The organism is Aeromonas sp. TS_SC_11 (assembly GCF_057318915.1).
In genome coordinates, this window is sequence record NZ_CM170470.1 from 3640264 (window position 1) to 3663390 (window position 23127).

General features: G+C 59.4%; 20 protein-coding genes. 13 read left to right on the forward strand and 7 right to left on the reverse strand.

The genetic code is table 11. The annotated features are described in order from the left end of the window. The first annotated feature begins 89 nt into the window (after positions 1–89). The 5 genes from ubiG (at position 90) to yfaE (ending at position 6078) form a co-directional block, all read left to right on the forward strand. Positions 90–806 carry a bifunctional 2-polyprenyl-6-hydroxyphenol methylase/3-demethylubiquinol 3-O-methyltransferase UbiG gene (gene ubiG / locus AC1P02_RS16930; protein ID WP_159166429.1) on the forward strand — a complete coding sequence of 239 codons (717 nt, stop codon included), beginning with the start codon at positions 90–92 and terminating at the stop codon, positions 804–806. After that, complete coding sequence (locus tag AC1P02_RS16935; RefSeq protein ID WP_125606634.1) at positions 806–1492, forward strand: HAD family hydrolase; 687 nt, start codon at positions 806–808, stop codon at positions 1490–1492. Before ubiG ends, AC1P02_RS16935 begins: the two co-directional genes overlap by 1 nt. A 555-nt stretch (positions 1493–2047) precedes the next feature. After that, positions 2048–4315, forward strand: coding sequence for a class 1a ribonucleoside-diphosphate reductase subunit alpha (nrdA, locus tag AC1P02_RS16940; protein ID WP_485182725.1), 2268 nt, complete (start codon positions 2048–2050; stop codon positions 4313–4315). Positions 4316–4395: 80 nt separating this feature from the next. Next, positions 4396–5529: a class Ia ribonucleoside-diphosphate reductase subunit beta gene (gene nrdB, locus AC1P02_RS16945; protein WP_021140537.1), complete on the forward strand. Its 1134-nt coding sequence runs from the start codon at positions 4396–4398 to the stop codon at positions 5527–5529. A gap of 228 nt (positions 5530–5757) precedes the next feature. Beyond that, positions 5758–6078 (forward strand): class I ribonucleotide reductase maintenance protein YfaE, encoded by a 321-nt coding sequence (yfaE, locus tag AC1P02_RS16950; protein WP_275909180.1) that lies wholly within the window; start codon positions 5758–5760, stop codon positions 6076–6078. 206 nt (positions 6079–6284) lie between these two features. On the opposite strand, the gene mltA is transcribed toward yfaE, so the two are convergent. Continuing rightward, complete coding sequence (gene mltA, locus AC1P02_RS16955) at positions 6285–7436, reverse strand: murein transglycosylase A (protein WP_058393933.1); 1152 nt, start codon at positions 7434–7436, stop codon at positions 6285–6287. Between the two features lie 150 nt (positions 7437–7586). On the opposite strand from mltA, the gene AC1P02_RS16960 reads away from it, so the two are divergent. Continuing rightward, positions 7587–7838, forward strand: coding sequence for a DUF1289 domain-containing protein (locus tag AC1P02_RS16960; RefSeq protein ID WP_005315494.1), 252 nt, complete (start codon positions 7587–7589; stop codon positions 7836–7838). 99 nt (positions 7839–7937) lie between these two features. On the opposite strand, the gene fruA is transcribed toward AC1P02_RS16960, so the two are convergent. The 3 genes from fruA to fruB are packed head-to-tail and all read right to left on the reverse strand — an operon-like array spanning position 7938 to position 11754. Continuing rightward, positions 7938–9662 carry a PTS fructose transporter subunit IIBC gene (gene fruA / locus AC1P02_RS16965; protein ID WP_485182726.1) on the reverse strand — a complete coding sequence of 575 codons (1725 nt, stop codon included), beginning with the start codon at positions 9660–9662 and terminating at the stop codon, positions 7938–7940. Beyond that, positions 9659–10654: a 1-phosphofructokinase gene (gene pfkB, locus AC1P02_RS16970; protein ID WP_485182727.1), complete on the reverse strand. Its 996-nt coding sequence runs from the start codon at positions 10652–10654 to the stop codon at positions 9659–9661. The genes fruA and pfkB overlap by 4 nt, the downstream gene beginning before the upstream one ends. Continuing rightward, positions 10654–11754 carry a fused PTS fructose transporter subunit IIA/HPr protein gene (fruB, locus tag AC1P02_RS16975; protein WP_485182728.1) on the reverse strand — a complete coding sequence of 367 codons (1101 nt, stop codon included), beginning with the start codon at positions 11752–11754 and terminating at the stop codon, positions 10654–10656. The genes pfkB and fruB overlap by 1 nt, the downstream gene beginning before the upstream one ends. 307 nt (positions 11755–12061) lie before the next feature. Between fruB and cra the strand changes: the two genes are divergently transcribed. From cra to AC1P02_RS16995, 4 genes are all read left to right on the forward strand, one after another. Further along, positions 12062–13048: a catabolite repressor/activator gene (cra, locus tag AC1P02_RS16980; RefSeq protein ID WP_058393937.1), complete on the forward strand. Its 987-nt coding sequence runs from the start codon at positions 12062–12064 to the stop codon at positions 13046–13048. Positions 13049–13380: 332 nt separating this feature from the next. Beyond that, a complete protein-coding gene (locus tag AC1P02_RS16985) occupies positions 13381–14574 on the forward strand; it encodes an aromatic amino acid transport family protein (protein ID WP_005315480.1) in 1194 nt (397 codons plus the stop codon). A 267-nt stretch (positions 14575–14841) separates the two neighbouring features. Then, entirely contained in the window at positions 14842–15246 is a 405-nt protein-coding gene (locus AC1P02_RS16990) for an MbcA/ParS/Xre antitoxin family protein (protein WP_005315478.1), read from the forward strand. After that, positions 15246–15935 carry an RES family NAD+ phosphorylase gene (locus tag AC1P02_RS16995; RefSeq protein ID WP_058393940.1) on the forward strand — a complete coding sequence of 230 codons (690 nt, stop codon included), beginning with the start codon at positions 15246–15248 and terminating at the stop codon, positions 15933–15935. The genes AC1P02_RS16990 and AC1P02_RS16995 overlap by 1 nt, the downstream gene beginning before the upstream one ends. Positions 15936–16047: 112 nt before the next feature. On the opposite strand, the gene AC1P02_RS17000 is transcribed toward AC1P02_RS16995, so the two are convergent. After that, a complete protein-coding gene (locus AC1P02_RS17000) occupies positions 16048–17451 on the reverse strand; it encodes a DEAD/DEAH box helicase (protein WP_058393941.1) in 1404 nt (467 codons plus the stop codon). A 323-nt stretch (positions 17452–17774) separates the two neighbouring features. Between AC1P02_RS17000 and AC1P02_RS17005 the strand changes: the two genes are divergently transcribed. Beyond that, positions 17775–18617 (forward strand): substrate-binding periplasmic protein, encoded by an 843-nt coding sequence (locus AC1P02_RS17005; RefSeq protein WP_485182729.1) that lies wholly within the window; start codon positions 17775–17777, stop codon positions 18615–18617. A gap of 121 nt (positions 18618–18738) precedes the next feature. Here AC1P02_RS17005 and aroC read toward each other — a convergent pair whose 3' ends face one another. Both aroC and prmB read right to left on the reverse strand, forming a co-directional pair. Continuing rightward, the gene (aroC, locus tag AC1P02_RS17010) at positions 18739–19827 is read right to left on the reverse strand and encodes a chorismate synthase (protein ID WP_099993302.1); all 1089 of its coding nucleotides are present in this window, start codon (positions 19825–19827) and stop codon (positions 18739–18741) included. A gap of 12 nt (positions 19828–19839) precedes the next feature. Further along, a complete protein-coding gene (gene prmB, locus AC1P02_RS17015; protein WP_275909822.1) occupies positions 19840–20775 on the reverse strand; it encodes a 50S ribosomal protein L3 N(5)-glutamine methyltransferase in 936 nt (311 codons plus the stop codon). A gap of 82 nt (positions 20776–20857) precedes the next feature. Here prmB and smrB point away from each other — a divergent pair, with 82 nt between their 5' ends. Next, positions 20858–21382, forward strand: coding sequence for an endonuclease SmrB (smrB, locus tag AC1P02_RS17020; RefSeq protein WP_005315464.1), 525 nt, complete (start codon positions 20858–20860; stop codon positions 21380–21382). A 153-nt stretch (positions 21383–21535) separates the two neighbouring features. Then, positions 21536–22834 carry a sensor domain-containing diguanylate cyclase gene (locus AC1P02_RS17025; RefSeq protein WP_058393944.1) on the forward strand — a complete coding sequence of 433 codons (1299 nt, stop codon included), beginning with the start codon at positions 21536–21538 and terminating at the stop codon, positions 22832–22834. Positions 22835–23127: the final 293 nt, after the last annotated feature.

Here is a 23127-nt window from a genome sequence, read left to right on the forward strand (position 1 = left end):
ACAAAGTGTCTCCGTTATAATGCCCGCTAGGACAATAGATTGCGCCCGAGTCTTGCTACCTGCGCGCCCTGCCACAGGATCCACAAAATATGAATAGTGATGCCAATGTCGATCTGACAGAAATCGCCAAATTTGAAGCTATTGCCTCCCGCTGGTGGGACATGGAGGGCGAGTTCAAGCCACTGCATCAAATCAATCCGGTGCGCCTTGACTGGATCACCGACAAGAGCGGCGGCCTGTTTGGCAAGCGCATCCTCGACATCGGCTGCGGTGGCGGCATTCTCTCCGAGAGCATGGCCCGTCGGGGGGCTCACGTCACCGGCATCGACATGGGCAAGGAACCGCTCGGGGTCGCCCGCCTGCACGCCCTGGAACAAGGGGTGGAGCTCCAATACCAGCAGATGACGGCGGAGGAGCACGCCGACCAGGCCCCTGGCCAGTATGACGTGGTTACCTGCATGGAGATGCTGGAGCATGTGCCGGATCCGGCTTCGGTGCTGCGCGCCATCGCCACCCTGGTGCGCCCGGGCGGACGGGTGTTCGTCTCCACCATCAACCGCAATCCGAAAGCCTATCTGATGATGATCATCGGCGCCGAATACCTGATGAAGATGGTTCCCAAAGGGACCCACGATCACAAGAAGTTCATCACCCCCGCCGAGCTGTGTCGCATGGGTGAAGCAGCAGGCCTCTTGGTACGGGACATGAGCGGGGTGCACTACGCGCCGCTCTCCAACCAGTTCAAGCTTGGCAAAAACGTCGACGTCAACTACATGGTGGAGTTCATCCGCCCGGAGCATGGCTGATGATTGATAACAAGCCGGTACCGCTGCGCTGTGTGCTGTTTGACCTCGACGGCACCTTGCTCGATACGGCGCCGGACTTGGGCGCCGCCGTCAACCATGTGCTGGTGAGCGAAGGCTTTGCGCCGCTCTCTGACGCCATCATCCGTCAAACCACCTCCCACGGCGCGCTCGGGCTGCTCAAGGCCGGGCTTGGCGATGAGCTGCTCGAAGAGCTGGGGGCCACTCGCCTGCGCACCGCCCTGCTCGACTACTACGCGGCGAACCTCTGCGTCGGCACCCGCCCCTATGAGGGCATGGTGGCACTCATCGAATGGCTGGACGAACGTGCCCTGCCCTGGGGCATAGTCACCAACAAGCCGGGCTTTCTGACCGAGCCGCTGCTGGCGGCCTTGCCCGAGCTTGCCAGCTGCGGCGTGACTGTGAGTGCCGACACCCTGCCGGTGCGCAAGCCCGACCCTGCCCCCATGTACTTTGCCTGTGAACAGTTGGGGGTCGACGCCGCCCACTGCCTCTATGTGGGGGATCATGTGCGTGACATAGAGGCGGGCCGCAATGCGGGCATGCGCACCGCCGTCGCAGGTTGGGGTTATCTGAGCGAGGACGAGGATCCCGCAGACTGGGGCGCGGATCTGCACTTCGATACCGTGCAGGCCCTGCACCACTGGCTGCGTTACGAGCTGAGCTAATCCTGTTTGCCGCCAGACAGCCAGATTGATGGATAATAAAGGCAGCTTTATCGCCAGTCGGTGGCCAGATGAGCACGATTGGCGACCGTTGCAGGCACAAGGATGAGACCAGGGGAGGTCCGGATTGATCTCCCTTTTTTGCGGTTTGGCAACCGCCAACAGACTGGGACAGGACACCTTTTGACCCTTGCTGCACAAGGGATAACCAGACTGAATTTGCTAGTAAAAACACCCCGTTTTCGCAAGCAAAAAAAGTTATTTAAATTTTCCATGTTCGATCATCAGACTTGCATTTACCGGATCGGACGCATGAAAACCCACTCACTGTGAGCGTCCACTAACATGGGTCTCGACACCCACAATTTATCCACAGCTAATGCCTTATCCACAGATTGCAAAGCGAGGGCGACCTCACTATCTTGTAGCTCGAACTCAAAATAACACTATATCTTGTGATTCATCGCACAATACGCCCCCACCTCCCGCAGCCGTTCACGGCGCCGAGGCCAGCGCAGTGCGATGGTTTTTCGGGAATCAACTGAAGGTCATCAGCCAATGAACTTGTTTGTGACGAAGCGTAACGGCCACAAAGAACCCATCGATCTGGATAAAATTCACCGCGTGCTGGATTGGGCCGCCGAAGGGCTCGACAACGTGTCGGTCTCCCAGGTGGAACTCAAGTCCCACATCCAGTTCTATGACGGTATCCGTACCGCCGATATCCACGAAACCGTCATCAAGGCCACTGCTGACCTGATCTCCGAGCAAAGTCCGGACTACCAGTACATGGCTGCCCGTCTGGCCATCTTCCACCTGCGCAAGAAAGCCTACGGCCAGTTCGAGCCGCCCCACCTCTACCAGCACGTCGCCCGTCTGGTAGACATGGGCAAATATGACAAGCACCTGCTGACCGACTACACCCAGGCCGAATTCGAGGAGCTCAACGAGCACCTGGATCACTGGCGTGACATGAACTTCTCCTACGCCGCCGTCAAGCAGCTGGAAGGCAAGTACCTGGTGCAGAACCGCGTCACCGGCGAGATCTACGAGAGCCCGCAGTTCCTCTACATACTGGTAGCGGCCTGCCTCTTCTCCAAGTATCCGAAAGATACCCGTCTGAGCTACATTAAACGTTTCTACGATGCGGTGTCGACCTTCAAAATTTCGCTGCCGACCCCCATCATGAGCGGTGTGCGTACCCCGACCCGTCAGTTCAGCTCCTGCGTGCTGATCGAATGCGATGACAGCTTGGATTCCATCAATGCCACCGCCAGCGCCATCGTCCGTTATGTCTCCCAGCGCGCCGGCATCGGCATCAACGCTGGCCGCATCCGTGGTCTGGGCAGCCCCATCCGTGGCGGCGAAGCCTTCCACACCGGCTGCATCCCCTTCTACAAGTACTTCCAGACTGCGGTCAAATGCTGCTCTCAGGGCGGTGTACGCGGTGGTGCGGCCACCCTTTTCTACCCGCTGTGGCACACCGAAGTGGAGAGCCTGCTGGTACTGAAAAACAACCGCGGCGTGGAAGAGAACCGGGTCCGTCACATGGACTACGGCGTGCAGATCAACAAGCTGATGTACCAGCGCCTGATCAAGGGCGGTGACATTACCTTGTTCTCCCCGTCCGATGCTCCTGGCCTGTACGATGCGTTCTTTGCGGATCAGGACAAGTTCGAAGCGCTCTACATCAAGTACGAGCAGGACCCGGCCATTCGCAAGAAGACCATCAAGGCTGTCGATCTCTTCTCCCTGATGATGCAGGAGCGCGCAGGCACCGGTCGTATCTACATCCAGAACGTGGACCACTGCAACACCCACAGCCCGTTCGATCCAAGCGTGGCGCCAGTACGCCAGTCCAACCTCTGCCTCGAGATTGCACTGCCCACCAAGCCGCTCAACAACGTGGATGACGAAGAGGGCGAAATTGCCCTGTGCACCCTGTCTGCCTTCAACCTCGGCGCCATCGAGAAGCTGGAAGATCTGGAAGAGATGGCGGATCTCGCCGTGCGCGCCCTGGATGCCCTGCTCGACTATCAGGACTACCCGCTCAAGGCCGCCCAGAAAGGCAGCATGAACCGTCGCACCCTGGGCATTGGCGTCATCAACTACGCCTACTACCTGGCCAAGAACGGCGCCCGTTACTCCGATGGCTCAGGTCTGGCGCTGACCCACCGCACCTTTGAGGCGATCCAGTTCTACCTGCTGAAAGCCTCCGTGCAGCTGGCCCGCGAATTCGGCCCCTGCCCGGCGTTCAACGAGACCACCTATGCCCAGGGCATTTTGCCCATCGATACCTATAAAAAGGATCTCGACAACCTGTGCAACGAGCCGCTGCACCTGGACTGGGAAACCTTGCGTGAAGAGATAAAGACAGTGGGGCTGCGCAACTCCACCCTGACCGCCCTGATGCCGAGCGAGACTTCCAGCCAGATCTCCAACGCCACCAACGGCATAGAGCCGCCGCGCGGTTTGGTCTCGGTCAAGGCCTCCAAGGACGGCATTCTCAAACAGGTGGTGCCCGAGTATCATCGCCTGAAAGATCAATACGAATTGCTCTGGAAGCAACCGAGCGTCGATGGCTATCTGCAGCTGGTCGGTATCATGCAGAAGTTTGTGGATCAGGCGATCTCTGCCAACACCAACTACGACCCCGCCCGTTTCGAAGGCAACAAGGTACCGATGAAGCAGTTGCTCAAGGATCTGCTGACCGCTTACAAATACGGCCTCAAGACCCTCTACTATCACAACACCCGTGATGGGGCGGATGACGCACAAGCCGATATGCAAGATGACGGTTGTGCCGGTGGGGCTTGTAAAATATAAGCCATTGCAAGATCTGACAACCGGGCGGGAGCGACAAGCTCCCGCTCTCCTGTTTATCCATTCAATACATTCTGGTAACCATGGCCTATTCAACTTTCTGCCAAACCCAAAACGACCAGCTCAAAGAGCCGATGTTTTTTGGCCAATCGGTCAATGTGGCCCGTTATGATCAACAAAAACACGAAGTCTTTGAACGGCTGATCGAGAAGCAGCTCTCCTTCTTCTGGCGCCCGGAAGAGGTGGATGTCTCCCACGACCGCATCGACTATCAGGCGCTGCCGCCCCACGAGCAGCACATCTTCATCTCCAACCTTAAGTACCAGACCCTGCTGGATTCCATCCAGGGTCGCAGCCCGAACGTGGCGCTGCTGCCGCTGGTCTCCATTCCGGAGCTGGAAACCTGGATCGAGACCTGGGCCTTCTCGGAGACCATCCACTCTCGCTCCTATACCCACATCATTCGCAATATCGTCAACAACCCGGGGCAGGTGTTCGATGACATAGTGACCAACGAGCAGATCCTCAAACGCGCTGGCTCCATCAGCTGCTTCTACGATGACCTGATTGAAGCGACTGCGCTCTACAACCTGCACGGTGAAGGGACCCACAGCGTCGCCGGACAGATGCGCACCATCACACTGCGCGAGCTGAAGAAGAAGCTCTATCTGTGCCTGATGAGCGTCAATGCCCTGGAGGCAATTCGCTTCTACGTCAGCTTCGCCTGCTCCTTTGCCTTCGCCGAGCGCGAATTGATGGAAGGCAACGCCAAGATCATCAAGATGATCGCCCGTGACGAAGCGCTGCACCTGACCGGCACCCAGCATATGCTGAACCTGATGCGCACCGGCCAGGACGACCCCGAGATGGCCGAGATTGCCGCCGAGTGCGAGCAAGCCTGCTTCGAGATCTTCAAGGAAGCCGCCATTCAGGAGAAAGAGTGGGCCGAGTACCTGTTCCAGGACGGCTCCATGATCGGCCTGAACAAAGACATCCTCTGCCAATACGTGGAGTACATCACCAACCTGCGCATGAACGCGGTCGGTCTGCAGCCAGCCTTTGCCGGCGCAAAGCAAAACCCGATCCCCTGGATCAACACCTGGCTGTCCTCTGACAACGTGCAGGTCGCCCCGCAGGAAGTTGAAGTGAGCTCCTACCTGGTCGGCCAGATCGACAGCGAAGTACATGCCGATGATCTCGGTGACTTCGAGCTGTGAGTGAGCACCCTATATGCTGGTCAGTCGGATCGACAGCGAAGTGCACGCCGATTATCTCGGTGACTTCGAGCTGTGAGTGAGCATCCGATATGCTGGTCAGTCGGATCGAGAGCGAAGTACACGCAGACGACTTGGGCGATTTCGAGCTGTAAGTCAGCTACCCGATATGCTGCTCGGTCAGACTGGCAGAAACCTAGATGCAGACAATTTATCAGGTGACGTTGAACTGTGAGTGACGCAACCAACACCTTGGCCCCTGCCCTGCAGCCTGCAACGCAGCAGGAGGCACCACAGGTGCCGCTGGTACATACCTGTGATGGCACCCTGCTCGCCCATCCCGGCGAGAGCGTGTTGGAGACCCTGGAGCGCCACGGCCATCAGCTGGAGTTCCAGTGCCGCAGCGGCTATTGCGGCGCCTGCCGCACGCCCTTGCTGGCAGGCTCGGTGCACTACCCCAATGTGCCGCTGGCGTTTGTCTCCCCGGGTGAATGTCTGCCCTGTTGCTGCAAACCGGTCGGTGCCATCCGGCTGGACCTGACGAAGGGTTGAGCCTCCTCGGCAGACTGTGGACATAAGCACATACAAAAAAGCCGCCGGATTGCCTCCGGCGGCTTTTTTCTTTGGCACCTCCCCTCGAAGGAAGAGCAGCAGGGAAAGGGTCATCAGGCCTTGTGTGGGTTAGCTACAAAGCGGCATCACCCGCCACAGTCGCCTTATTCCATTACAATCCCTGTTTCGCTTATATCCTGTTTTGCTTATAACCAGGGCGCAGCAGTCGGCCCATGGTGCAGACCCAGCTTCCAGACCCGGCCAAAGTGCTTGTAGTGACCGGCCGCCACACCCGCCTTCTCACCCATGCCGTGGTAAAGATCCAGGTGCCCCTTCTTCACGGCACCACCCACATCCAGCGCAATCAAGAGCCGCAGCTGGTGCTTGCCGGTCCAGTTGCCGGCCTTGTCGAGCAAAGGCACTTCCGCCAGGATGGGGGTGCCCATCGGCAGCAAACTCTTGTCGGCCGCAACGGCCGCCAGCGGCAGCAACGGAATACCGGCGGCGCCAATCACGTCATTGGTGGGGCGACGCTCGAAGAAGACATAAGAGGGATTCTGCTCAACCAGCTCCTTGACGCTCTCCTCCGGTTGGGCGTTGGCCCAATCCTTGATGGCCTTCATCGACATCTTCTCTTTGGGTACCTCGCCCCGGTCGATCAGCACCCGGCCTATGCTCACATAGCCGTGACCGTTTTTGCCGCTGTAACCCAAGTATTGCAACCGATCGTCATCCCCATAATGCACAAAGCCCGAGCCCTGCACATCCATCAGGAAGTTGTCGATAAGAGACTTGCTATAACCCAGCTCCAGCCCACGGTTGGCCAACGCCCCCCGATGGATATCGGCCCGGCTTGGGCAGCGGCCACCACATTTTGGCATGGCATAAATAGGGTACTTGTACTTGGCATCCGGGCGATGGCGCACCTCCAGCACCGGCGAGTAATAACCGGTGAACAGCACGTTGCCCATGCGATCGGCGCCGCCCAGCTGGGCCAGGCTGATGCCGTACTGGGTGATATGAGCCGGATTGCCACCATTGGCCACCCAGCGGGAGAGCTGATGATAGAGCTCGCCATAACGGCGGGTCATCTTGCCGGAACGTTCCAGTACCAACCGGCTCTGGGGGCCGAACTTGCTGAAATCAGAACGCTGGCGGCTGTTGATGCGCTCTACCCGCACCAGATCGCCCGGCAGGGCACCGTCCAGATACTGCTTGCCCAGGTTTTCCGGCACCTCGCAGTTGAGAAAACATCCGGCATCGGGTTTCTTTTTGGGCACCTGCGCCTGCTCAGGATTGCCCGCACAACCGGCCAGCCCCAGCACGGCAGCGGTCAGCCAGTACGCGTGTTTGTTCATATGTCCTCATATAACACCAAGCCTCATGCTTGGCGGGGAAGATGCCAAATTTGCTGGGGGAAAGCAAACGCCTTCACCCCCTTGGCGACGGATTTCTCCAAAGAGGATCTTCTGGGTTATAACAAGGTAACAAGGTGAGAGAGGCCATGGATGGAACAGCTCGAGATCTTCCCGCTACAGAGCCCCTGTATCGGGGTATGCGAAGTGAACAACAAGGGCTACTGCAAGGGCTGCCTGCGCAATCGGGAGGAGCGATTCAACTGGCTCACCATGACACAAACCCAGCAGCAGGAGGTGATGCGTCTTTGCCGTGGCCGCAAGGCACGGGTTGAGGCCGCGCGCCGCAAGGCACAAGAGGCCGAGCAAGCCAACCAGCCAGCGCAGTCCGGCTGGGATTTTTAACTTGCCCACGGGCTAGCCCTCTTCTTCCGCTTGTTTACCCCCATCAGAAACAGACAAGGCGACCCGCAGGTCGCCTTGTCATTTACACCCTTGACGTTGTCAGGTCGTCGCCAGCTTGGCCTGCTCTTCGCCGCGCTTGAGCATGGCGTAGCCAACCCCTGTCACCAGGGAACCTGCCGCTATGGCCAGGATATACATGAACACGTGGCTGATGGCGTTAGGAATGAAGAGCACGAACAGACCACCGTGAGGTGCAACCAGCTCGCAGCCGAACAGCATGGAGAGCGCGCCAGTCAGGGCACCACCCGCCATGCAGGCCGGGATGACGCGCATCGGATCCTTGGCGGCAAACGGAATGGCCCCCTCGGAGATGAAGCACAGACCCAGTACGAAGGAGGCCTTGCCTGCTTCCTGCTCCGTCTTGATGAACTTGGCGCGCGCCAGGAAGGTGGCGATCCCCATCCCCAGTGCCGGTACCATACCGGCGGCCATCACGGCAGCCATGGGGGCATAGGTTTTGGAGGCGAGCAAGCCGACACCGAAGGCGTAGGCCGCCTTGTTGACCGGACCACCCATGTCGAAGCACATCATGGCACCTATGATGACACCCAGCAGCACGGCGTTGGCAGAGCCCATGTTGTTGAGGAACTCTGTCATGGCACTCATGATGCCGGCAACCGGACCACCCACCACGTAGATCATTACCAGACCGGTAAACAGGCTGGCAAACAGCGGGATGATGAGGATGGGCTTGAGCGCTTCCAGGGTCACCGGCAGGCGCACCTTGTCGCTCAGGTACTTGGCACTGTAACCGGCCAGGAAACCGGCGACGATACCGCCGAGGAAACCTGCGCCCAGGGAGCTTGCCAGCATACCGCCAATCATGCCTGGCGCCAGACCCGGACGGTCGGCGATGGAGTAGGCAATGTAACCGGCCAGCACAGGGATCATCAGGGCGAAGGCTGAGGCACCACCAATCGTCATCAAGGCGGCGGCCAGGCTGCCTTCCACCTTGAACGCTTCGATACCAAAGATGAAGGAGATGGCAATGATGAGACCACCGGCCACCACCATGGGCAACATGAAGGAGACACCGGTCAGCAGGTGCTTGTAGGGGCCCGCCTTCTCCTCCTTCTTGGGCTGACTGGCGCCGCTATGGCGATAGACCTTGGCTTCCAGCCACGCCTTGTCGAGCTCGGCGCGGGTCTTCTTCAGCGCAGCACCGGTACTGGTGCGATACACCTGCTTGCCATCGAAACGAGTCATGTCCACTTCGATGTCGGTGGCGAGGAACACCAGATCGGCGGCTGCGATTTCATCTGCGGTCAGGGCATTTTGGGCACCGACCGAGCCTTGAGTCTCGACACGGATCTGGTAACCCAGCTGCTTGGCCATGGTCTCGAGCGCTTCCGCCGACATGAAGGTGTGGGCCACCCCGGTCGGACAGGCGGTGACTGCGACTATGCGTTTGGCCGAGGCCGGCTGGGCGGCGGCGACCGGCGCAGCCTGATGATGATAGACACTGGCACCACTGGCGGCGGCGTCGAGCACGGCGGCCGGATCTTGCAAGGCGAGATCCATGCTCCCCTGAAAGAGACGCTTGCCGTCGTAGGCGGCGAGATCCACGGGGGCACTTGCCACCACCAGGATCAGATCAGCGGCGGCTATCTGCTCTTTTGAGGGGATCTGGCGCGGTTGTACGCTGGAGCCAACATCGAGTGTGAGCTCCCAACCCGCCAGTTTGGCCTGTTGTTCTATCCGTTTAGCAACGAGAAAGCTGGTGGCAATGCCCGCCGGGCAAGCCGTGACCAAGATTGCTTTCATTGGGCATCTCCTGAGTTTTCCATTGAAGGGGAATGGGTATTGAGTTGAGCAGGGGCAAGGTCATCCAGACGTTGCACACGCACCTGCTCGAGTAAGGGTGTCAACACATTCATATCGCTAAAACCGACTGCCACCTGACTGACGGCCAGCGCCGAAACGGCGGTGGCCAGACGCAAGGTCTGCTCCGGCGCCCAGCCGAGACTGAGGCCATGGGCCAGCCCCGCGACCAGGGAGTCACCAGCACCGACGGTGCTGACGACCTGCATACGGGGTGGTATGGCCTGCCAGGTGGCATCCGGACCAAACCAGACGAGGCCGTCGGCACCGTTGGAGATCACCACATGGGCTATCCCCTGAGCCTGCAGCTCGCGGGCACACTCGGCCTGCTCGTTCAAGGTCTTGATGGGACGACCGGCCCACTGGCTGAGCTCTTCCAGATTAGGTTTGATCAGGGTCGGTGCGGCCTTGATGCCTTCCGTCAGGGCCAGGCCGCTGCAATCGAAGATCACCTGCTTGCCTTTGGCCTTGAGCAAGGTAATGAGGCGGGCGCAATAATCAGGCGCCACCCCTTTGGGCAGACTGCCCGCCAGCACAAACCAGTCTGCCTGTGGCGCCAACTCGTCAATCGCGGCCTCAAGGACCTTCACTTCACGCTCGTCAATGATGAGCCCCGGCAAGTTGAGATCGGTGACCCTGCCAGATTGCTCGGAGATCTTGACGTTGATGCGGGTATTGCCCGCCACGCGCACGAAGTGATCACCCAGGGCTCGCTCGGCAAACAGCGAGACGAAGCTCTGCTGATTGTCAGCGCCGAGCCAGCCGGTCAGCCCGACGTCACGGCCCAAGTCTTTGAGCACCATGGCAACGTTGATCCCCTTGCCTGCGGCGCGCAAATTGGCTTCGCTCACCAGGTTCACTTCACCAAGGGCCATGGCCTCGAGACGAGTGGTGAGATCCAGCGCCGGGTTGAGGGTGATGGTGACGATATCCATCAGTGCGCCCCCTCACCCAGGCCTGCGGCAATAGCGGCACCAATGCCCTTGAGGGCCGCTTCGGCATCCGCCCCTTCTGCGCGAAATGCCAGGCGATGACCGCACTTGACCCCAAGGCCGATCACCTTCATCAGGCTCTTGGCAGAGACGGCTTCACCGCTGCCATCGAGGTTGGCAACACGAATGTCGGATTCGAACTCCTTGGCCACCTTGACCAGCATGGCGCCCGGACGGGCGTGCAAGCCATGGGGGTTGATGATGGTGAAGGTATCAGACAGGCCGCTCGCCGGCCCTGCTTGCAACATGGCAAGGCCCTCGGCGCCAGCCAGCGTCGCAAGTTGGCCTGCGGCGGCCAGCTTGGCCAGATTGTCCAGCTGTGGCAGATGGCTCGTATCGCTGGCGCACAGCAGCAGTAAGGTGCTGACCGGCAGTTCCCCTGCCTGCAACTGCGCGCTCGGGGTCGCCACGACCCAGCCGGTCTGGGCCGCTTGCGTACGGGCCAGCCAGACGCCCTCCCCCAGATAGGCAGGGTCACTTGCCAGCAGTGAGCTGACCATGGCGGCCTCCCCCCAACCGGCGGATTTGGCGCGAGCGGCAGCCCCCAGCAGCAGTTGGTCACGGTCGTCTGCGGGGAAGTTGGCCAGGGTCAGGAACTGCACTTCTTTCGCCGCGCTGGCACCGGTCAGAATATTGATGATGGTGTCGGCATCTGTGGCATTTTTCAGCGCAGCTGCCGCCTGCTCGTCACCCAGCACATGGGTAAGCTGGCGCAAGATGCCCAGATGCTCGTCGGATTTGGCGGCGATGCCGATGGCCACATAGGCGATCTGCCCCTCGTCCCATTCGATCCCCTTGGGGAACTGGGCCACCATGACACCCGTGCTCTTGACCAGATGGCGGGTATCCGTGGTGCCGTGGGGAATGGCGATGCCGCTGCCAAGGTAGGTGGCGTGCTGCGCTTCCCGCGCCAGCATGCCGTCCACATAACCTGCTTCCACCAGACCGGCCTCGGTCAGTTTGCTTGCCAGCAGAGCGATGGCATCCGCCTTGGTCGCCACCGACTGCCCCAGCAAAATCTGCTGCTGTGCCAACTTCAACATAGATATTCTCCATCAGGTTCCGGGCTGGCCGTGCGGCTCACCGGATCAATACAATTGAAAATTCGGGTAATTTGCCTGCTGACAATAGACCGGATTGCATCCCGCCGGAGCGGTATCGCATTTTTATACCCGGACATCGATTGCCTGCTGACAAGCTGAATCGTTTCACTTACACTCAGACTGAATCGTTTCAGCCAATTGATCAAGTACCCGCAAAGAGTGCTTTTCAATGATATGATCCCGCGCACACTTTTCGGTGCCCTCACCTGGCAGTGACCGTGGGCCTTGCAACTCAAACAGAGCCGATATGATGAAACTGGATGAAATCGCCGCCCTCGCCGGTGTCTCGCGCACCACGGCCAGCTATGTGATCAATGGCAAGGCCGATCAATACCGCATCAGTCAGGCAACCCGTGACAAAGTGATGGCGGTGGTGACCGCCCACAACTACCAACCTGACAGCCGCGCCGCCTCCCTGCGCGGCGGCCAGACCAAGACCCTCGGCTTTATCCTGCCCGACCTCGAGAACGCCAGTTATGCCAAGCTCGCCAAGCGCCTCGAACAGGGGGCCCGAGCCCAGGGTTATCAGCTGCTGATCGTCTGCTCGGAAGATGAACCCGCCACCGAGAAAGAACTGGCCGAGATGCTGGCCAGTCGCCATGTGGATGCCCTGCTGGTGGCCAGTTGCCTGCCGCCGGACGATCCCTTCTATCCACGCCAGCAGGCGCGCGGCATCCATGTGCTGGCCATCGACCGGGCCATGGCCGCCGACAAGTTCGTGACCGTCGCCAGTGAAAACCAGAAGGCGAGCTTTGATCTCACCGCCTCCCTGCTCACCCCGGCGCTCAAGCACATCGCCTTGATCACCGCGCTGCCGGCACTCACGATCAGTCAGGAACGAAAAGCGGGCTTCGAGCAGGCCGTCTCCCGCCATACCACGGCCCGCCACCTGTGCGAGGGGGCACATTTCTCCCGCGTCGAAGGCTATCGCCTGATCAAGGAACTTCATCATCAACTCGGCCAGCTGCCCGAAGCACTGGTTGCCACCTCCTACATATTGATGGAGGGGGTACTGGATTATTTGCTGGAACAAGAGACCGACATGAGCCAGCTCGCCATGGCCACCTTCGGCGACGATCGCCTGCTCGATTTCCTCCCCTTTGGCATCAACTCCCTGCCCCAGCAACACGATGCACTGGCCAGCCAGGCGCTGGAGCTCGCCCTCAAGGCCATCAATGGCGAGTACCAATGCGGGCTGCATTACGTGAGCCGGACCCTCAAGCGCCGACGCTAAGCAACCCCCTCACGCGCTGGCGGCGACCGCCATCTTCGCCAGCGCGTTTTTCCTCCATTGGCTTGCCAGCCCTTTTCACTCCCCAACACATAGTTCTGTCATCTTTTATTTCCACCTATTGCGCCCTTCCAGTACAAAATCCGCCTTTACAGGCTTGTTTCCACTATTTTGATCCGTTAACTTGGCAACCATCTTTTACAACCAACGGGTTTTTCGTAACGATGCGTCCACTCCGATATTGCTAGCCTCCGGTTTCAACCCCGGAGACGTCTTGATGACACCGCCACTTTCACTCTTTATGAACACGCAGTTTCTCGATCCGGATGGACACAATGAACACCAAAACCCTGGGTTGTACCCTGTTGATTGCCGGCACCACCATAGGCGCCGGCATGCTGGCCCTGCCGCTGGCCTCCTCATCTCTGGGTGGCCCCGCCACTTTGCTGCTGATGATTGGGCTCTGGGCCCTGATGGCCTTCACCGCCATGTTGCAAGTGGAGGCCAGCCTCAACACCGGCAAGTGGTACCTGCACCAGCTGGCGGATCACCTGCTCGGCCCCTGGGGCAAGGGCATCGCCTCTTTTTGTATCCTGATGCTGTTTTACTCCCTGGCCTCCGCCTACATCAGTGGCGGCAGCAGCCTGCTGGCCCAGGCGCTGGACGATGCGGGCATGACCATTAGCCAGGAGCAGGCTGCCTGGGCCTTTACCTTGCTGTTCGGTGGCATGGTCTGCGTCGGTACCCGCTCGGTGGACTACCTCAATCGACTGATGTTTACCGTCAAACTGGTGATCATGGTGGCGGTACTGGGGCTGCTGCTGCCCCGCGCAGAAGGACAACACCTGCTCTCCCTGCCGCTCGGCCAGGGGTTGCTGCTGGCAGGCTTGCCCGTCATCTTCACCTCGTTCGGCTTTCACGGCTCCATCCCGAGCGTCATGCTCTATCTCGGGGATTGCCCCAAGCAGCTGCGCCGGGTCTTTGTGTGGGGCTCCGCCCTGCCGCTCATCCTTTACGTGCTGTGGCAAGTGGCCATTTTGGGGCTGCTCGGTCAGCAAACCCTGATCCAGACCGGCGGCGCGCTCGACAGCCTCCTGGCCAGCGTCGGCAATCTGGTGAGCTGGCCTGCGTTCAATCAGGCGATGCACCTGTTTGCCGATCTGGCGTTGGCGACCTCTTTCCTCGGCGTGACCCTTGGGCTGTTTGATTTCATGGCCAAAGTGACTCGTCGCAAGGACAACTGGCAGGGCCGCAGCCAGACCGGGCTTATCACCTTCGTGCCGCCCCTGTTGTTTGCCCTCTACTTCCCGCAAGGCTTCATCATGGCACTGGGCTACGCCGCCATTGCACTGGCGATCCTCGCGGTACTGCTGCCGGTCACCCTGGTGTGGCAGAGCCGCAAGCAGGCAGAGGCGCACCACTACCGCGCCCCGGGTGGTGTACTGGCCCTGGGCCTTGCCGGTGCCATGGGGGTGCTGATCGTCGGCGTACAGGTGAGTGTCAGCCTGGGATTACTGCCAGCTCTGTAACCCTCGCCCCATGATGGATAACGAAAGCCCTGCCAACCCAGTTGGCGGGGCTTTTTGCCAGCAGGAGTACAGTAAAACCCAATGATGACTCCTTATCGTGGTCGGTATCACTTAGCCCCGTCATGCCGCTTTCTTCAGCACATACATCGATGTACATATTCATCACTAGTCACGCAAATATGTACATATATGCACAAGTCTTCTACACTGAGTGCAGATAAACCCTTCACGCCCTCTTATCCGGCGTGAACAATACAAGGAGGAGATATGGCCGCAACAGCACAAAAGGCAATGAAAGAAGGCGCCATAGACCCCAGCAAGGCGCTGCCTGTGGTATTCCGCATCCTGGACAAGTGGCAGTGCAACACAGATGAACAACTGACACTGCTCGGCATTTCATCTCGTTCAACATTGAACAAATACAAGGAGTCAAACGGCGGGATCCGCCTCAGCGTGGATATGCAGGAACGGATGAGCTATCTCCTCAACATCCACAAGAGCCTGAGGGTACTGTTCAGCGCCGATGACAGCATCTATGGCTGGGTACGCAAGCCCAACAGCCACCCCTTCTTTGCCGGCCGCAGCGCGATGGAGATCATGAAGGGTGGCCGGGTGGCGGATCTCTATGAAGTGGCGACCCGATTGCACGCCTGGCGCGGGGGTATGGCCTGATGCAGGAGCCGCCACTGATCCCATTCAAGGGAGAGCGGGCCTACCGGATCATTCCGAGCCGCTACCCCACTATCTGTGTCTATGAAGATGTGGCCAATGCGGACGAACTGGAGGCGGTATGGGCCATGGAGGCACTGACCAACGACAGGTTGCGGGAGGAGGCGGGAGACTTGTCTCGCGTCCCCAGGGCCGATTGGCTGGTGGGCTTGCACGGGGGCAGCTATGTGATGGCCGCCTTTACCCATATCAATCCGGAAGGGGCCCGTTTTACCACGGGCGATTTCGGTGGTTATTACTGTGCACCTCTGCTCGATACCGCCGTCAAGGAGACTGTCTACCATCAGGAGCGGATCTTCGGCTACACCGGAGAACCAGCCCAGAAAGTGCAGATGCGGGTGCTCTGTGCCGAGTTCAGTGCCAACCTGGTCGATATCACAGGGGACGCGTTTCTCTCCACCCCTCTCTATCACGCCACCAGCTATAGCCAGTCTCAAGTCTTTGCCCTGGAGCAGAAAACCCGGGGGGTGGATGGCATCCACTACCGCTCGGTGCGTCACAGCGGCCACAATTGCCATGTACTCTACCGCCCCTGTCTCATTACCCGGATCCATCAGGCCCAGCATCTGGAGTACCACTGGAATGGCAGTGCCATCGCCAATGTGCTGGAGATCAAGCTGTATGGGGAGTGATATCGAGACGAAACGCGGCAATAAACTGCCCACCAGAAATGACAAAAGCCCTGCCGGATTGGCAGGGCTTTTTATATCAACCGATGCAGCGTGAGGGTATCCCCTCACCTGCTTACTGGTTGTGGGTAGCGCGACGGGGGCGACGAGCCTGGGCCGGTTTGCCAGCAGCATCAACCGGACGCTGCGCACCTTGCGGTTTGGGCTTGCCACTGTTGCCGGTGCGAGCACCGCCAGCGTTGCCACCATTGGCAGAGCGACCGGCACCCTGACGCTGGCCTTGACCTTGCGGACGCGGCGCAGCACGGCGCGGCTCGCTCGGGTCACGAGGCTCTTTGCGCAGGGGCGCGCCGATACCACGGGCAATGTTGTCCAGGGTTTCGCGGGAGGCTTCAAAACCGGCCACCTGCTCGCACGGGATGTTCTGCTTGGTCAGACGCTCGATCGCCTTGATAAGCTTGCCTTCGTCGGCAGCAACCAGGGAGATGGCATGACCGGCAGCACCGGCACGACCGGTACGACCGATACGGTGAACGTAGTCTTCCGCCACGTTGGGCAGCTCGAAGTTGACCACTTGCGGCAACTTGTCGATGTCCAGACCACGGGCGGCGATGTCGGTCGCCACCAGCACCTTGACGTTACCATCCTTGAAACCGGCCAGGGCACGGGTACGGGCACCCTGGCTCTTGTTGCCGTGGATGGCGGCGGCGCTGACGCCGTTCTTGTCGAGGGTCTCGGCAACACGGTTGGCCATGTGCTTGGTACGGGTGAAGACCAGTACCTGCTGCCAGTCATTGCTGGTGACCAGATGGCTCAGCAGACCTATCTTGTTGGCCTTGTCGCACGGGTGCACCAGCTGCTCGATACGCTCGGCCGTGCTGTTGCGCGGCGCCACTTCGATCACTGCCGGATTGTTGAGCAGGCCGGTGGCCAACTCGCGGATCTCTTCGGCGAAGGTGGCGGAGAAGAGCAGGTTCTGACGCTGCTTGGGCATCAGGGCCAGGATCTTGCGGATATCGCGGATAAAACCCATGTCGAGCATGCGATCCGCTTCGTCCAGCACCAGTATTTCGACTTCGTCGAACTTGACGGCATTCTGGTTGTAGAGGTCCATCAGGCGGCCCGGGCAGGCCACCAGCACGTCCAGACCACGGCGAGTCGCCATCATCTGCGGATTGATGCTGACGCCGCCAAATACCACATGGCTGCGCATCGGCAAATGTTTGCCGTAATTGCGCACGCTCTCGCCCACCTGGGCAGCCAGCTCACGGGTTGGGGTCAGTACCAGAGCGCGAATACGGTTCGGAGAAACCTTGCGCTTGCTCTCCATCAGACGCTGCAGCATCGGCAGGGTAAAGCCTGCGGTCTTGCCAGTCCCTGTTTGGGCCGCCGCCATCAGGTCGCGGCCAGCCAGAACGGCGGGGATCGCTTGCAGCTGAATGGGAGACGGGGTGTCGTAGCCTTGCTCGGCAACGGCACGCAACAAGGGTTCGGCCAGACCGAGGGAAGAAAAACTCATAATTACCTGCTAGGGATAGTGGCGCCGGGGATTTGTGGTGGGGCTCCTCTGCTGAGCCGATGCCATCTCACAAGAACTGGGCCTATTGAGAAAACAACGATTTCCCCGGGGAGCAGAGCAAAGGGGAAAGAATAGAGGCGCAGTCTAACGGAGTTGCTGTGGATAAACGAGAAAAATGTGATATTCATCCCAGCACAAACCCAAAAAGTGGGTCAGCGTCCTATTCAGCCCGCCCACCTCAGAACTCATTCGAATCAAGCTATGCTGGATGCCAGATAAGATGCGACCATCATCTCAGTACCGGAACAAGGAGGTTCAGGCTCATGGCAGTTCATATCACACGCATCCACAGGGCATGGCGACCCGTTGCCCTGCTGCTCATAGCGCTGGGGGCAAGTCTGCCCCTTGGCGCCAAGCCCCCTTTGACGGTCGCCTGGAATCACTGGCCCCCTTTTAGCTACATCAATCCACAAGGCACCCTGGATGGGCTGGACGTCACCCTGACCAGCCAGATCCTCAGGCAAGCGGGGCTGAAGACGCGTTTTCGCAATCTGCCCTGGGCCCGCGCCTTGCATCTCATCGAGCTGCAACAGCTGGACTTGGCCATGGGAGCGCTCGATACGCCGGAGCGACGCCAGTTCGCGCGTTTCTCTGTCCCCTACCGGCGCAGCACCTTCGTGCTCTTGAGCAACAACTCCATACCGGGCCATGCCAATCCCTGGCAGCGTATCCAGAGCCTCCCCGACTTGTGCCAGCAGACAGCGCTACGCCTGGGCAAGCTGCGCGGCACCCGCCCCACCCAGCAGATGGAGGACTGCCCAGCCCTCAAGAGCGCCACCGAATACAACGCCGACGACAGGTTGATCGATCTGTTGCTGGCCCGCCGTCTGGACGGGGTCATCATGGAGTGGCAATACGCACGCTATCGCCTGACACAGCTGGGGGCCGAGAAGATTATCAGCTGTCAGTTGTTGCTGCACCACCAGCCAGTCAGCCTGATGTTTGCCAAAGAGGCAGTAAGCGAGGCCGAGATAGCTCGAGTCAATGAGGCCATCGCCACCCTGCCCCCGCCAAACATTCGCTTTGCCCCGCCTCCCTGTCGCTTTGGCAATCCAGAGGGCGAAGCAATCCCTCGACCAGCATCTGCACAACCCCAGCCAGGCTGACAGTCGCTAAGCATTAAACTCAAGCCAATAAAGAAGGCGACCTTGAGGTCGCCTTCTTGCTCTGTTATTTACAGTGCTTCTTGATCGTGCCCCCGGATCAGCCGGGCATTCGAAAAACCGATCAGCGCAGTTGCGGCGTCTGGGTCAGCACACCCTGATTCTGGGCGCGATGGCGCAGCAGGTGATCCATCAACACCAGCGCCAGCATGGCTTCGGCGATGGGCACGGCGCGAATGCCAACACAAGGATCGTGGCGCCCCTTGGTGATCATCTCGATGGCTTCGCCTTCGGTATTGATGGTCTTGCCCGGCACTGTGATGCTGGAGGTAGGCTTTAAGCCTAAGCTCACCACTATGTCCTGACCCGACGAGATACCGCCCAGAATGCCACCCGCATGGTTGCTGGCAAAGCCGGCCGGGGTCATCTCGTCGCGATGTTCGGAGCCTTTTTGCTCCACCACCGCGAAACCGTCGCCTATCTCCACCCCTTTCACCGCATTGATGCCCATCATGGCGTGGGCGATGTCGGCATCGAGCCTGTCGAACACAGGCTCGCCGAGGCCCACAGGCACCTTGGTCGCGATGACCTGTACCTTGGCACCGACACTGTTGCCCTCTTTTTTCAGATCGCGCATGTACTGATCGAGCTCTTCCAGCTTGCCCGCATCGGGGAAGAAGAAAGGGTTCTGCTCAATTTGCGCCGCGTCAAAGCCTTCCGCCTTGATGGGACCGAGCTGGGAGAGAAAGCCGGTGATCTCGATGCCATGCATCTGCTTGAGGTACTTCTTGGCAATGGCACCCGCCGCCACCCGCATGGCAGTTTCACGGGCGGAGGAGCGACCGCCCCCCCGATAATCCCGCTGACCATATTTCTGGTGGTAGGTGTAATCCGCATGGCCCGGACGAAATACGTCCTTGATGTCGGAGTAATCCTTGGAACGCTGATCGGTATTCTCGATAAGCAGCCCGATGGAGGTGCCCGTGGTTCTGCCCTCGAACACACCGGAGAGGATCTTCACCTCATCCGGCTCGCGCCGCGGCGTGGTGTAGCGGGAAGTACCCGGCTTGCGCCGATCCAGGTCTATCTGCAGATCCGCTTCGCTTATCTCGAGTCCGGGCGGGCAACCATCGACCACGGCGCCCAGCGCCAGGCCATGGCTCTCGCCAAAGGTGGTGACCCGAAAGAGTTGGCCAAAACTGTTCCCTGCCATGAGTGCTCCTGCTTAGCTTTTGTAAATCGCGAAATGATCCTGGTACTGCTCCAGCTCGGACTTGGTCATCACGAACACGCCGTGACCGCCGTTCTCGAACTCGACCCAGGTAAAGGGCACTTCCGGGAACTGGGCTTCCAGGTGGATCATGCTGTTGCCCACCTCGACCACCAGCACGCCGTCATCCTTGAGGAAGTCGGCGGCATTGGCCAGCAGACGCTTGGTGAGCTTGAGGCCGTCGGAACCGGAAGCGAGCGCCAGTTCCGGCTCGTGACGAAACTCCTGTGGCAAGTCCGACATGTCTTCGGAGTCCACATAGGGCGGGTTGGAGACGATGAGATCGTATTTGTCACCCACCGGAAGATCACGCATCAGATCGGAGCGGATCGGGATGACCTGCTGCTCCAGACCGTGATCGGTGATGTTGCGCTCGGCCACGTTCAGCGCATCGACGCTAATGTCGATGGCGTCCACTTCCGCATCCGGGAATTCGTGAGCCATGATGATGGCGATGCAACCTGAACCGGTACAGAGATCCATGATCCGGGTCGGTTCATGCTTGAGGAAGGGGGCGAAGCGGTTGGCCACCATCTCGGCAATCGGCGAACGGGGAATGAGTACCCGCTCGTCCACGTAGAACTCCCAACCGGCATACCAGGCCTTGTTGGTCAGGTAGGCGGCCGGCACGCGTTCTTGCACGCGGCGAATGATGAGTTCAGCGATGCGATGGCGCTCGCTGGTGGTCAGACGGGAGTGGCGCATGCCCGGATCCACGTCAGGCGGCAGATGTAGCGCGGGCAGTACCAGCTGCACGGCCTCATCCCAGGCGTTGTCGGTACCATGTCCGTAGAAGATCCCGGCGTCGTTGAAACGACTCATGGCCCAGCGCAACATGTCCTGGATGGTGTGCATCTCGGCAACCACCTCATCGATAAATATCTTGTCCAAATCCACCTCCAAGTCGAGTAATATCCGGCCCGAGCACCCACTGTATAGCGGGCAAGACGCATACCTGACAAATGAGCCTCTGATGAAAAAAACGCCCTCACCGACGATCGAGGAAAGCCTGCTGTTTCGCGATGCTGTCAAAGGTACCCGGAAAATTAAGCAAGATACCATAAGGGCCGACCTGCGCCCGGTCAAGCAGAAACGCGAACTGCGGGAAAGCCGCGAAAAGCTTGGGGTTGGCCACTTTTTCAGCGACGAGTACCAGCCCCATCTCGATGAGGATGGCCCGACCCGTTACGTGCGTGACGATGTGTCAAAATTCGAGCTGAAAAAGCTCAAACGCGGCATCTATCCACCGGAGATTTATCTGGATCTGCACGGCATGAACCAGAATCAGGCAAAACAGGAGCTGGCCGCCCTGCTCACCCTCTGCCAGAAAGAGAACATCCATGTCGCCTCCGTGATGCACGGCATCGGCAAACACATCCTCAAGCAGCGGATCCCGAGCTGGCTGGCCCAGCACCCCAATGTACGAGCCTTTCATCAGGCCCCCCGTGAATGGGGCGGCGACAGCGCCATCCTGGTGCTGCTGGACATAGAGGAATAGCGCTCGCTTCTCGACGAGCTGCCGTTGCCGTCTTGGTGACGTCAGCAAGGCATCCGACCTCCACCTTCACATCAAAGCTCCATATGCCTCCCGCAACGAGTAAATCGGCAGCACTATACTGAATATCAATGTGTTATTCGTCATGGAGGTTGCATGTTTACAAAGGGTTCTCATGCCGAGATCAAATCATCTCTCGATGCCATCGGTGCGGCGGTGGCGGTATTTTCCCTGGATGCGGATGATCGCTTCATTCTGGTCTCGGCCAACGATACCTTTGCCCAGGCCTTCGAGCTGGATGTGCCGGGCACCATAGGCAAACGACTCAACGAGATGTTTCCCCGCTACATCACCGGCAGCATAGAGCAGCCGATGCATGACTGTGTCAGCCAGCAAACCGGGCTGGAGAGCGAGCTCCCCATCGATACTCTGTCGCGTACCAGCTGGTGGCGTTTCATCCTCTCCCCCATCATCATTCCCGAACAGTCCCGGATCACCCGCATCATAGTCACCGCCATCGACATCACGGCCAAAAAGCAGTTGGAAGATGCACTCAAAATGAGTCGAAAGCGTTTTGAAGCTGTGGTGAACTCGGCCTATGACGGCATCATCAGCGTCAGCAGCGAATCCCGTATCGAGCTCATCAATACCGCCGCCTGCGAGATGTTCGGGGTCGATGAGAGCTATGTGGGCAAACGGCTGGAAACCCTGTTGCCCCTGCGCTTTCGCTCCAACCACGAGAGCTATTTCAGAGCCTTCAGCAACTCCCCCATCAACTCGCGCCCCATGCACGCCCGCGCCTCCGTCATGGGTCTACGCCGTGATGGCAGCGAATTTCCGCTGGAAGTGACCATCGCCAAGATCAATCTGGGCCAAACCACTGAGATGACCGCCATACTGCGGGACATTTCGGAGCGGGCCCGTCTGGTGGAAGAGCTGAAAGTGGCGGCCACCACGGATCCCCTGACCGGGATCGCCAACCGGCGCCGCTTCGATGAGCTGGTCAAGCAGGAAGTGCAGCGCTGCCAGCGTTTCGGCCATACCATGAGTCTGCTGCTGCTCGACATCGATCACTTCAAGCAAGTCAACGACACACACGGCCATCAGCAAGGGGATCAGGCGATCCTCAGTCTGGTGAGGCGTATTGCCAAGCAACTGCGGGAGGTGGACATACTGGGCCGCTGGGGTGGCGAGGAGTTCATCATCTTGCTGCCGGAAACCTCGCTGGATCTGGCCTGGGCCAGTGCAGAGCGGATCCGGCTAGCCATAGCGTCAGAGAGCCACCCATTGGGCGCCGACATCGAGATCCCGCTTACCGTCAGTATCGGCATCAGCGCCAGTCAAGGCCCACAAGATAACGTCGACAACATGGTGCGCCGGGCCGATACAGCGCTCTATCTGGCCAAAAAACAGGGGCGAAACTGCTGCATCAAAGAGGCAACTGAGCAGCCGTAAGCCCGAATGTGACCACACCAAAGACTCCCCGCATGCGTCAGACCTGAATGATGTTGCATTCAGGTCTGACGCAGCACCACAGCTAACCGGACCTTGTCCCGCCCACCACTGGAAAGGATCCGCCCACCTGCACCTGCCAGCACCTCACACGCTTTTTGCAACAAGGGTTGATACGCAGCTCTTGGCAGATGAAATAGTGAATTCCAGATAACCCCCCCATCGAAAGGCCCTATGAGTTAAGCATCTTCAATACCTTCCTCAATCCAGACCTGCTCAGGGAAGGCCTGACGAGC